Here is a 12,178-nt window from a genome sequence, read left to right as displayed (position 1 = left end):
CAGCGCTCCGGGTGAACCCGGAGACCCGGGCGATTTCGGCGGCGGCGTGGGAGGCCCCGGAGCGCGTGGGTGCGGGGCATCCGCTGGCGGCGTGCCTGGAGTCGCTGTGCCAGAACGCAGTGGGCATTGGAGTGGACGTGTTCCTGCGCTTCGACGACTTCCACCTGCGGGCCGGGTGTCCGGACGGGATGGAGTCCACGGAGGAGGCGGGCGTGGCGGTGCGGGCGTTCCGGTCCGCCTTCAGCCAGTTCCATCCCCGGGCGTCGGGGCCGGCGTACCTGTCGAGCGGCCTGGTGCTGGCGAAGCTCCCGCGCGGCGCGAGGGCGGAGCTGGTGGAGCCCGGGTTCTACTTCGCGCACTACTACCGCGAGGAGCTGTGGGAGGCGGCGGCGGAGCAGGCGCGCAAGGGCGGCGTGCTGGGGCCGCGGGCGGCGTGCGCGTACATCGACGCGCTCCTGGAGAAGGCGGACGACGCGGTGGAGCTGGACTGGCCCGTGGAGCAGGGCACGGCGACGTGGAACTGGCTGACGCGCGTCTGTCTTCCGGCGGTGGCGGGGAGCGCGGAGCGGGTCCGGATGTTGTTGGAGGGCGGGTACGGGGGCGCGAGCGGGACGGAGAGCTTCCCGTTCGGCCACCTGGACGGGGGGCCCTGGAATCCCCCGGTGGGACTGCGCGAGCCGGAGGACGTGGGGCACGCGGAGTTCATCATCGACGACCTGGAGCACCTGCTGCCGGAGTTGCCGAAGCAGGGCGTGCTGCTGGCCGCGCCGCGCTGGATGGCGGTGGGACAGACGCTGGATTCACCCGCGCTGCGCAGGGCAGGAATCACGCGCGAGGAGGCCGGAGGTTTTGGCCTGTTCAACGCGGCCGCGCATGACATGGACGAAGAGGATGATTGAGGACTTGAGCCGGTTGCTACACGCAGACGGGCAATGACGCCGTCCTTCCCTGGGCGGGACGTGCCGCGAGGGCGGCGGCTGCGGCCCATGCCACCCAGCGCGTCCTGGAGGCCGCGGACGTGGCGCGGATCGAGTACCTGCTGGTGGAGTGCGCGAAGGAGGCGCACTTCAAGATCAACGAGCGGGAGTACGGGGAGGGAAAGAGTCCAGACGATGCCGAGTGCATGCGAGAGGTCGGCAAGGACAAAGCGGGCGACCCCGTCCCCCGGCAGGCGGAACTGGGCCGCATGAAACACGAGCGTGCCTTCAAGTGCGTCCAGCAGGAAATCCTCCGACTCTTTCCCGAGAACATCTCCATCGAACCGCGTTATGGCCCCGACGGCAAACTGGGTGGATACACATTAACAAGCCAACGGACGGGCTCCATGAAGCCAGATGTCGCGATTCATGCCTCAGGTCAGCCAGGACAGGTCCAGTGCATCTACGACTTCAAATTCCCATGCACCAAGGCCGGAAAGGAGAAGCCGGGCTCCTACCCCAACACGCAAGACCAAATGATCCGATATAAACAACTCGGCGGAAAATGTAATCCCGCCATTGTCACACCCCAGTTGGGAGTCATTCGTGACTAGGTATTCGCCATCGGAACACTTCGCCGAGCAACTCCCAAGGGTTCAGCTCGTGGTGCGAGTCGTCTTCTACCTGCCGCATGACCACAAGGCGTTGGCCCCCGTCATGCAGCAACTGCTCGACACCTACCTCCATCACATTGGGGATGCCAGGAGCAAACTGACAACTGGCTACAACCCCGACATCAACGAGGATTGGATCCCGCTTACAGCTTCCACTTGGAAAATCATCCGCGAACACCTGGAAAGACCTCGCTTTGGATATCTGGATGACATGGACGAGGACTCCACCTGGTTTTGGGTCTTGACCAAGCGAGGGTTTGACACCTGGATGCAACTGACCGGAGACCCCTTCGATCCCTCTGGCCATGAATTCAGATACATCTCCCGGCTACCGTGGCGCGAACCGTCGTCCGAACACAGTAGACTGAGCGTCAGTGTCCCGATTCGCTTCATCACAGACCACGGCCCCGACAAGGTACGAGAACTCGCCTTGGCGCTCGCGGAGCATCTTCCCTTCACGACGGGCCATGCCGGACTGTCGCTCTCTTTTACCAGAGGCGAGTCAAGGCTCCTCCCCCTCCTCAAGGACCAGCTGATCCGACATCCTGGCTGGGATGTACCGATCGCAGGCACCACGGTGCATCTGGGCAACCAGATCGACGGCGTGCACTGGCTGAACTTCCTGGGCCCCTCCGTGCTTGAAGCCGTGGGCGGCGCCCAGACCCTTCGCTCGCGCCTGAGCGCTCCTGACACCACCGTCCAGGAGCTCACCGGCGGACGTGCCCTGGTCACCCTCGGAGCCGCCCCACTGGCGGGCGACACGAAGATGGATGAACCGGAACCGCTGTTGGCGTACCGCGAACTCGCCCGGGTCCTGGAGCCCTGGCTCCAACCCTTCTACCCCTTCAACACCTGGTCCGACTTCACCGAAGAGGAAACCCGCCGCTGGTGGCGCCGCTTCCTCGACTGAGAAGAACATGCCGATAACGGATCGCGACAGCGCAGTCGACACGCTCCGACAGTTGGGATTCGTGGCCCGTGCCCGTGACTGGGCCCTGGGCCGCACGGTCTTCGTCACCCTTCCCCCACCCTCGATGCGGCGGTCGACTTCCTCCGGGAGCAGTTCGGGACCTGAACACCCCCACGGAAGCCGCTCCACCGTGTAGGTCCACCTGGGGCGCCGCGAGGATCAACCGTGGAGGATTTTTCTCACGCGTTGCCCGTGGACCCACCCCGCTGGTAAGGCGCTCCCAGGTCGTTCACGGCGGGCGGACGCGGTCGCGTTCGTTCCGGCCCTCGCGGATCGGAGTGGGTTCGATGCGGTCACAGCACGCTGTCTGGAGCAGGGTCCTGGTGTTCGTGGCGGGCTTGAGTCTTCTGGCCTGCGGCACGAAGGAGCAACCGATGCGTGCGGAGGCCACGCGCGCCCCTCTCGCCTCGCCCCCCGGCTGGGCCGCCACCGCGCCCATGGCCAATCCGCGCGCGCAGCACGCGGCCATCCTGCTTCCGTCCGGTGAACTCCTGGTCGTCAACGGGGTCAACCGAACTGGCTTCGTGCTCGCCGCGGAACTCTTCAATCCGGCGACCGGTGCCTGGCGCGGCGCGGGTGCTCCCGGCATCCAGGGCAACGTCACCCTGGGCGTGCTGCTCCCCAGCGGACAGGTGCTCGTCATGAGCGATGGGTCCACCTCGGGCCGCCTCTACGATCCGGCGTCCGGAACGTGGACCGCCACGGGAAACATGGCGCAGACCCGCGCACTCTCCACCCTCACCCTCCTGAACTCGGGACAGGTGCTGGTCGCGGGCGGCACCGGCTCTGGCGGCGTCCGGCTCGCTTCCGCCGAACTGTACAATCCCGCGACCAACACGTTCCTCCCCACGGGCGCCATGACCCTGGGCCGGGGCGCGCACGTCGCCACCCTGCTGAAGGACGGACGGGTGCTCGCGGTGAGTGGCTTCAACCAGGCGGGTGAAGTGGCTGGCGCGGACCTCTATGACCCCGCGACCGGCACCTGGTCCGCCGCCGCCGCCCCGCTGGTGGCCCGGCACTACGCCACCAGCACCCTGCTGCCGGATGGACGCGTGCTGCTCGCGGGCGGCTTCGCCGGCGGCGGAGTCACCAACCAGTCAGAAATCTATGACCCGGCGGCCAACACCTGGACCGCCACCGCGAACCTCACGTTCCCGCGCTCGGGCCACTCGGCCACGCTGCTGCCCGATGGCCGGGTCCTGGTCACCGGAGGGTCCCTCGGCGGCGGCGCGGCCGCGCAGATCGCCTCGGAAGTCTATGACCCCGCCACGGGCACCTGGTCCGCTGCGGGTTCAATGCTCATCGGCCGCGAGAACCACACGGCGACGCTGCTTCCCTCCGGCAAGGTGTTGGTCGCGGGCGGATACACCAGCGCCCCCAGCCTCACCTTCTACGCGGAGACGGAGCTCTACGATCCCGCGGTCAACCGCTGGTCCCCCGCCGGCGCCATGGGCACGCCCCGGACCGACCCCCTCGTCGTGCTGCTGCCCACGGGCAAGGTGCTCGTCGCGGGAGGCCGCGCGGCGGGCGGCCCGTCGGCGGTGTCGGAGGTGTATGATCGGACGACCAACGCGTGGACCCCCACGCCGGACCTCGCCTCGCCCCGCGAGCGCGCCACCGCCACCCTCCTGCCTTCGGGTCAGGTGCTGGTCGTGGGCGGTCGCAATGGCGCCAATTCGGTGAGCTCCGCCGAGCGCTACAACCCCACCACCAACGTCTGGGACCCGGCGGTGTCGCTCCCCAATCCCCGCCACCTGCACACCGCCACGCTCCTTCCGGATGGCCGGGTGCTCGTGGTCGGAGGTCAGCTCAACACGACGGTGATTGGCTCCGCGGAGCTGTACGACCCGGCGGCCAACACCTGGACCGCGGCGGCCCCCCTCGCCTCCGCCCGTGGCGGACATTCCGCCGTGCTGCTCCTCGATGGCCGCGTGCTCGTGGTGGGTGGCCATGACAACGGCGGCGCCGAGCTCGCCAGCGCGGAGCTGTACGACCCCGCGACCAACACCTGGGCTCCCGCCGCGGCACTCGCCCAGGCCCGCGACGAGCTGACGCTGACGCTGCTGCCCTCCGGTCAGGTCCTGGCGGCGGCGGGCATCTCCGCCTTCGTGGAGCTCACGTCCGCGGAAGTCTACGACCCCGGCACGAACACGTGGACCACGACCGGGCCGCTCGCGCAGGCGCGCTGGCACCACACCGCTTCGCTGATGCCCTCCGGCAAGGTGCTGGTCGCGGGCGGTCTGACCGTCAATGGCGACTACGCCGACGCCGCGGAGCTCTTCGATCCGCTGACCCGCACCTGGAGCACCACCAACGCGCCCGCCGTGGCGGGCGGACTCATCTCCGCCGCCCTCGCCTCGGGCGAGGTGCTCGTCGCGGGAGGCATGGACGCGCCCACCGCCCAACTGTTCGAAGGCACCGGCGCGCAGCCCGCGTGGAAGCCGGTGGTGGACAACCCGGCGACCCTGGTGGCCGCCTGCCCCACCGTGCTCGAAGGCCTCCTCTTCCGGGGCATCTCCGGCGCGAGCAGCGGCAGCTACTCGGACTCCCCCACCGACTTCCCCCTCGTGCGCCTGAAGGCCGCGGAGGGTGGGCGTCTCTGGACGCTTCCCAGCTCCGACTTCTCGTCCACGCGCGCGACGGTGACCGTGCCCGCCGGCACGCCGCTGGGCACCTACGCGCTCTCCGTCTTCGCCAACGCCATCCCCGGTGGACGCATGGTGCAGGTGGTCGCCAACCAGGCGCCCACGGCGCTGGATCAGGCGGTCTCCTCGGCGGTGGACACGCCCGCGGCCATCATCCTCACCGGGACCGACCTGGATGTGGGGCAGGTGTTGAGCTTCACCGTGGTCACCCCGCCCCAGCACGGCACGCTGAGCGGCACGCCGCCCAACGTCACGTACACCCCGACGGCGGGCTACGTCGGCGACGACAGCTTCACCTTCCGGGCCCGGGACTGCGTCCAGGACAGCGCCGTGGCCACGGTGTCCATCACCGTCACGGCCGGGCCGCTTCCGGGCCTCACCTGCCCCTCGGACGTCACCGCCGAAGCGACGGATGCGAATGGCGCCATCGTGATGTACCCGCCGGCCGTTCCGGATCAGGCGGGCGCCCTGGTGGACTACTCGGCGGACTCGGGTGACCGCTTCCCGGTGGGCACCACGACCGTCACCGCGACGCTGCCCAGCTCCCAGGTCTCGTGCACGTTCCGCGTCATCGTGCAGGACACCGTGGCGCCCGTCGTGAGCTGCCCGGCGGACATGACGGTGACGTCCAATGACGCCTCGGGCGCGACGGTGACGTTCGAGCCCACGGCCACGGACGCCATCTCCTCCCCTCCGTCAGTGACGTCCTCGCCCGCTTCGGGCAGCACCTTCCGGGCGGGTGACACGCGGGTCACCGTCACCGCCACGGACGCGGCCGGCAATTCCTCCCAGTGCACGTTCCAGGTCCGGGTCCAGGCAACCGTCGTGGAGATCGCGGGCGGTGGCTGCCAGAGCACCGGCGACGGCGCGCTGCCCGCGCTGGCGCTCCTCGCGGGGCTCGCTTCGTGGAGCGGCCTGCGTCGCCGCCGCACCGTCAGCGGGGTGAACTGAGCCATGCGCCACGGATCCGAACGTCTCGCACGCCCCTTCCTTTCTCGAATGGACTTCTCCTTGCGTACACAGGCTCAGAGATGGGCGCTGGCCGCGCTGCTGGCCGCCGCCCCCACCGCCCTTGGCCAGACCACCACGAGTCCCCTCGTCCCGTTGGATCTGGAGCGCTTGCGCTTCACTCCGGGGGCCACGGACTCGATGCTGGTGGACACCGGCAACGTGCTCCCCGAGGGCGGCTACCGCCTGCTCCTCATGGCCCACCACGAGCGCGGCATCCTTCTCCTGCAGGGCAGCGACGGGCTGGAGCGCTCCATCATCCACTACCGGACCTCCGGCTGGCTCGCGGGCGCGTGGTCGCCCATCGAGAACCTGGAGCTGTCCGCGAAGCTGCCGGTGATCATCCACCAGGCAGGCCATGGCGCGGAGTCGCTGGTCGGCGTGTCGGAGCCGAAGTCCTTCGGCCTGGGGACGCCGGAGCTGGGCGCCCGGTACGCGCTCCTGCGTCGTGAGGACGGAGACCCGGTGTTCCTCGGCCTGGGCCTGGACATCGGGATTCCGGGCGGCACCGCGGACGCGTTCGGCCGGCAGCAGGGCTGGGCGGGGTTCCAGTTCGCGCCCCGCGTGGCCGTGAGCCGCGAGGTGGGCCCCGTGGTCCTGGGTGCCAACGCGGGCGTGCGGATCCGCTCGCGTGAGGTCGAGCCCGGTCGCGACGTCGGCACCGAGTTGGAGCAGGGCGTGGTGGTGGCCACGCGCGGAACCGGCCTGAGGGCTGAAGTCGCATTGCAGGCCGCCGAGTCCCTGGTGGAGTCGGACCTGGCGCTGGAGCTGCTGGGCGGCGTGCGCCTCCCGGTGGGCAAGGGCTTCGAGGCGTTCGCCATCGGCGGGCATGGCTTCACGGACATCCCGGGCACGCCGTCGCTCCGGTTCGCGGCGGGCATCGCGTACGCGCACCAGCCGCCGCGCGAAGACAAGTGCCAGAGCGGTCGCAGCCACACGCCGGCCGAGTGCCCGAACCAGGATGACGACGGGGACTCGGTGCCCAACGGCGAGGACAAGTGCCCGCTGGAGGCCGGTTCGAAGGACAACGGCGGCTGCCCGGACACCGATTCGGACAACGACGGCGTCGTGGACCGCGAGGACAAGTGCGCCTCGGAAGCGGGCCTGCCGAAGTACCAGGGTTGCCCCGCGCCGGACGCGGACAAGGACGGCGTGCCGGACGACGAGGACAAGTGCCCGCAGCAGGCCGGGACCGCGGCCAACAACGGCTGCCCTGCGTCCGACACGGACCAGGATGGCGTCCCGGATGACCAGGACAAGTGCCCGAAGGAAGCTGGCACCGTGGCCAACAACGGCTGCCCCGCGCCCGACTCGGACAAGGACGGCGTCCCGGATGACCAGGACAAGTGCCCGAAGGAAGCCGGCACCGCGGCCAACAACGGCTGCCCTGTGATCGACTCCGACAAGGACGGCGTCCCGGACAACGAGGATGCGTGCCCGAAGCAAGCCGGCACCGCGGCCAACAACGGCTGCCCTGCCGAGGAGCCCAAGACCGAGGAGCCGACGAAGTCGCCGCTGGAGCACCACGTCCGGTTCCCGTCCGGTCTGGCGGAGTTCCAGGAGGAGGAGCAGCGCGAGCTGAACGCGGTCGCGGACTACCTGAAGGCGAATCCCCGCATCACGCTGCGCATCGAGGGCCACACCGACAACAGCGGCCCGGATGAGCTCAATCGCACGCTCAGCCAGCAGCGCGCGGATCGCGTGCGTGAGTACCTCATCCAGAAGGGCATCGCGGGCTCGCGTCTGGAGGCGAAGGGCTACGGGCCCGAACGCCCGCTGCAGACCAACGACACGCCCGAGGGCAAGAGCGCGAACCGCCGCGTGGAGTTCGTCACCGTGACGAAGTAGCGCAGGAACCGAAGACGCCGCTTCGTGGACCGGAAGGCAGGGTCCGCGAAGCGGCGCACGGGAGCATCAAGCGTCTTCCGGCTGCAACTGCACCAACGCCGGCAGCTCCGCCGCACGGTCGCGAAGCCGCGCCTTGGGCCGGATGGCCACCGGGACGCGCGCGGCCGCGAGCAGATCCAAATCAAACACGTTGTCGCCGAAGGCGGCGTAGAGCGGCCGGTCCGTGCGCTGCCTGAGGCAGTTCACCTTGCCAGGGCCGTAGGGCACGGGCTCGAAGACAGACGTCCGCAGCCGACCGTTCTCTTCCCTCGGCGTGCACGCCAGCACGAACTCCGACGTCAGGCCCACCTCGCGCACCGCGGCCTCCACCACCGCTCGCGGAGACGCGCTGACGACGTAGCAATCCACGCCCTGGCTCCGGGCCCAATCCACCACCCGGCGAGCCTCCGGATGGATGCGTCCAGCCACGCCCCGCCGCTTCACCACGTCCTCGGCGAAGCCGCGCACCTCCTCCACGTGCCAGCCCGCGAACACCCACGCCATCATCTCGTAGGTGTCCTTCTCCGGCAGCCGCCCGGCCTCGAACGCCGCGAACAGGGCGCGCGCCAGCGTCACCGCGTCCGGATGTGACGCCACACCATGCCGGGCCCCCAATCCCTCCAGCGCCTCCCGGGCCTCGGCCCGCACGCCACCGTGCTCCAGCAGGGCGAGGAACAGGTCGTCCCCCACGTCCCCGCTCCACAGCGTGCCGTCCCCATCGAAGGCCAGCACGCCGTCCGGCGTCTGCGCGGCCTCGCGACGGATGCGCTCCAGCGTCTCCTCGACCCGCTCCATCCTCATGTCCGTCATCCTCGCCGGCCCTCCTGTCCGGTGTCACCCCGTCCGAAAGCGCCTGCCACGCGAGGTGTTCAACACCGGCCCCTGCTTCCATGTCGGCACAGGCATTCGCGGCGCCAGGAGCATGGCTACCTTCCCGGCATGGCAAGGACCGAGAAGGAGAAGATGCTCGCCGGCGAGCTGTATCTCGCCACGGACCCCGAGCTGATGGCCGAGCGGGCCCGCACGCGCAAGCTCCTGCGCTCGTACAACCAGTCCACCGAGGACGAGCTGAAACAGCGAGAGAGCCTGCTCGCCCAGCTCCTGGGCGCGGTAGGCGAAGGAACGTGGATTGAACCCCCGTTCTTCTGTGACTACGGCGCGCACATCCGGCTGGGCGCGCGCGTGTTCATGAACTTCCAGTGCGTCATCCTCGACTGCAATCCGGTGACGCTGGGAGATGACGTGTTCATGGGTCCCGGCGTGCAGCTCTACGCGGCCACGCCCCCCCTGGACGCGGACGAGCGCATCAAGGGCCCGGAGCTGGGACGTCCCATCACCCTCGGCTCCAAGGTGTGGATTGGAGGCGGCTCCATCATCTGCCCGGGCGTCACCGTTGGGGAAGGCACCACCATCGGCGCGGGCAGCGTGGTGACCCGCGACATCCCGCCCTACGTCTTCGCCGCGGGCAACCCCTGCCGCGTCATCCGGAACCTGCGTTAGACGGAGCCGCTCTCCTCGACGGCCTCGCCCTCCTCCACCCCGCCGGGCCCTTCCACGGTGCGCTCCAGCGTCCGAGCCAGCGCGACACGAGCCTCCGCGACCTCTTCGGACGCCGCGCCATCTCCGGTGCGCGCCGAAGCGGGCACCGTGCCCTCCAGCTCCTCGGGGTGCAGGCGGAACCACTTCGCGATGAGCATCACCTCCTGCGCCTCCTGCGCACGAAGGCCAATCGCCTCCGGCTCCGGCATCGCGAAGATGTCCCGCACCCGTGCCTCCAGCGCCGACAGTTCGTCCGACGTCTGGGGTGCCGGCACCTCCGCGCGGATCCGCCCCCGGCGCAGCACGTAGGTGCGGTCCTCGCCCCCGAGCTGCCCCCGCACCGTGTAGACCAATGACAGGCGTCGCAGTGTCTGGCCCAGTTCGACAATCCACGACCGCACGCGCTCCAGCCGCTCGGCCCGGTCGCGCAGCTCCGCCGCGTATTCGAACTGGAGCCGCCGCGCCGCCATCGCCATGCGCTCGCGCAGGATGACCAGCGGCCGGTCCGACCCTCCGTTCAGGAATGCCCGCGCCAGGGCCACCCGCTCCAGGTACTCCGCCTGGGTGCACCCGCCCGCGCACGGGGAGAGGCAGCGCGCCATCTGCCCCCGCATGCACCGGGGGTCGTCCTTCATGGGGAAGAGCTGGAATTGATCCGCCAGCCGCATCGGCGTGTCGGAAGGACAGTCGCGCAGCTCCAGCAGGTCGTTCACCGCGCGCACCACGTCCGCCATGGTGTGCCGGCCGTGGAAGGGCCCGAAGTACTCCGCGCTCCCGCCGCCGCCGGGCTGCCCCACGACGCGCAGCCGGGGCACGGCCTCCCGCGTGAGCTGCAGGAAGCAGTGCGCGCGGTCCTTCTTGTGCTCCACGTTGTAGAGCGGCCGGTGGCTCTTGATGAGCCGGAACTCGTGCAGCAGCGCCGCGAACTCGCTGGCCGTGTATTCCCACTCCACCCGGTGCGCCTGCGCGATGATCTCCGCCGCCTTCTCGCCCTCGTCCGCGCGGAAGTACGACAACAGCCGCGTGCGCACCCGCACGGACTTGCCCACGTAGAGCAGCTCTCCGGCGGGACCGAACATGCGGTACACGCCGGGCCGGTTCTCGGCCTGCGCGCGAACGTGGTTCAGGAGGCCTGTGACGCGGGGATCCATGCGACGGTGGGAGCCGGGCCACCTGCGGCACCCGGGCTCCGCAGGCTAACCCGTCAGGTCGCGCCGCACCGCGCTTGCTGCCCCCGCGAAGACATCCCGGCCGGTGGGCGGGCGACAGGACACGCGCCCCTGCCCCCGCCGGGTTTCAGCCCACGTCCTTCAGGGTGACGGCGGTGGCGGCGGCCTCGTCCTTGAGGTCCTTGGGCGTGGCCACGGCGGCCTTCAGCTCGCGGTACGTCTGCGCGTAGCCGTTGCGCAGGATGCCCTCGCGGATGCGCTCCATCAGCTTCTGGTAGTGCCGCACGTTGTGCACCGACAGGAAGCGCGAGCCCAGGTGGTGCTTGCCGCGCATCAGGTGTTGCAGGTAGCCGCGCGTGTAGCGCTTGCACACGTAGCAGTCGCACTCCGGATCCAGCGGCCCATCCTCCAGCCGGTAGGCCGTGCGCGTGATGCGGACGAGGCCCTGGAACGTGTACGCATACCCCTGCTGCGCCATCTTGGTGGGGATGATGCAGTCGAACATGTCCACGCCGCGCAGCACCGCCTCCAGCAGGTCCGTGGGGGTGCCCACGCCCATCAGGTAGCGCGGCTTGTCCTGCGGCAGGGACGCGGTGGCGCGCTCGGTCATCGTGTCGCGCTCCACCTTCGTCTCCCCCACCGCCAGCCCACCGATGGCGAACCCGTCGAAGGGCAGCTTGGTGAGGAACTCCGCGCTCGCGTCGCGCAGGGCCGGGTGCACGCCGCCCTGGACGATGCCGAACAGCGCCTGGCCCGTGGACCGCTTCTCCTTCGCGGCCAGGCTGCGCACCGCCCAGCGGTGGGTGCGCTCCATGGCCTCGCGCGTGCCGGCCTCGTCGGTGCGCGAGTCGATGCACACGTCGAGCACCATCATGATCTCCGAGTTGATCGCCTGCTGCATGGCGATGCTGGACTCGGGGCTCAGGAGCTGGCGGCTGTTGTCATAGAAGCTGCGGAACTGCGCGCCCTTCTCGGTGATGAGCCGGTCCTCCGGCAGGGAGAAGATCTGAAACCCGCCCGAGTCCGTCAGCACCGCGCCATCCCACCCCATGAACGGGTGGATGCCGCCGAAGCGCTCGAACACCTCCGCGCCGGGCCGGAGCATCAGGTGGTAGGTGTTGGCGAGCAGGATCTTCGCCCCCGTCTCCTTCACCTCCTCCATCCCGAGGTGGCGGAAGCCCGCGTGGGTCGCCACCGGCATGAACATCGGCGTGGGGAAGGACCCCTTGCGGGTGTGCAGGATGCCCGAGCGGGCGCCAGTGGGGTCGGTGTTCAGGAGTTCGAAGCGGACGGCCATTGTCGGGGCCTTATACCCGCGGCGCCCGCCGGGAGGCACCCGCTTCCTGGGGACGCCCGCCCGCCCTCCAGG

General features: G+C 69.8%; 9 protein-coding genes. 6 read left to right on the top strand and 3 right to left on the bottom strand.

Annotated features, from left to right (window positions below; translation table 11 throughout):
• The 5 genes from D7X74_RS43200 to D7X74_RS44505 all read left to right on the top strand — a co-directional run.
• A partial coding sequence (locus D7X74_RS43200) for a hypothetical protein (RefSeq protein ID WP_158622327.1) occupies positions 1-899 on the top strand: 899 nt, incomplete at its 5' end.
• A gap of 119 nt (positions 900-1,018) precedes the next feature.
• Positions 1,019-1,531 (top strand): hypothetical protein, encoded by a 513-nt coding sequence (locus D7X74_RS32315; RefSeq protein WP_120536862.1) that lies wholly within the window; start codon positions 1,019-1,021, stop codon positions 1,529-1,531.
• A gap of 49 nt (positions 1,532-1,580) precedes the next feature.
• The gene (locus D7X74_RS32310) at positions 1,581-2,501 is read left to right on the top strand and encodes a type VI immunity family protein (protein WP_147446758.1); all 921 of its coding nucleotides are present in this window, start codon (positions 1,581-1,583) and stop codon (positions 2,499-2,501) included.
• 347 nt (positions 2,502-2,848) lie between these two features.
• Complete coding sequence (locus D7X74_RS44510; protein WP_233602351.1) at positions 2,849-6,157, top strand: kelch repeat-containing protein; 3,309 nt, start codon at positions 2,849-2,851, stop codon at positions 6,155-6,157.
• A 60-nt stretch (positions 6,158-6,217) separates the two neighbouring features.
• Entirely contained in the window at positions 6,218-8,062 is a 1,845-nt protein-coding gene (locus D7X74_RS44505) for an OmpA family protein (RefSeq protein WP_233595229.1), read from the top strand.
• 66 nt (positions 8,063-8,128) lie between these two features.
• Here D7X74_RS44505 and D7X74_RS32300 read toward each other — a convergent pair whose 3' ends face one another.
• Positions 8,129-8,911, bottom strand: a complete 783-nt coding sequence (locus D7X74_RS32300; RefSeq protein ID WP_233602350.1) for an HAD family phosphatase — start codon at positions 8,909-8,911, stop codon at positions 8,129-8,131.
• Positions 8,912-9,040: 129 nt separating this feature from the next.
• Here D7X74_RS32300 and D7X74_RS32295 point away from each other — a divergent pair, with 129 nt between their 5' ends.
• A complete protein-coding gene (locus tag D7X74_RS32295; RefSeq protein ID WP_120536860.1) occupies positions 9,041-9,601 on the top strand; it encodes a sugar O-acetyltransferase in 561 nt (186 codons plus the stop codon).
• Here the strand turns inward: D7X74_RS32295 and D7X74_RS32290 are convergent.
• Positions 9,598-10,791: a nuclease gene (locus D7X74_RS32290; protein WP_120536859.1), complete on the bottom strand. Its 1,194-nt coding sequence runs from the start codon at positions 10,789-10,791 to the stop codon at positions 9,598-9,600. The genes D7X74_RS32295 and D7X74_RS32290 overlap by 4 nt on opposite strands.
• Positions 10,792-10,936: 145 nt before the next feature.
• Complete coding sequence (gene tgt, locus D7X74_RS32285) at positions 10,937-12,106, bottom strand: tRNA guanosine(34) transglycosylase Tgt (RefSeq protein ID WP_120536858.1); 1,170 nt, start codon at positions 12,104-12,106, stop codon at positions 10,937-10,939.
• Positions 12,107-12,178 lie beyond the last annotated feature (72 nt).

The organism is Corallococcus sp. CA047B, assembly GCF_003612065.1.
Taxonomy (GTDB): domain Bacteria; phylum Myxococcota; class Myxococcia; order Myxococcales; family Myxococcaceae; genus Corallococcus; species Corallococcus praedator.
This window is presented reverse-complemented; position numbering and strand designations above follow the sequence as displayed.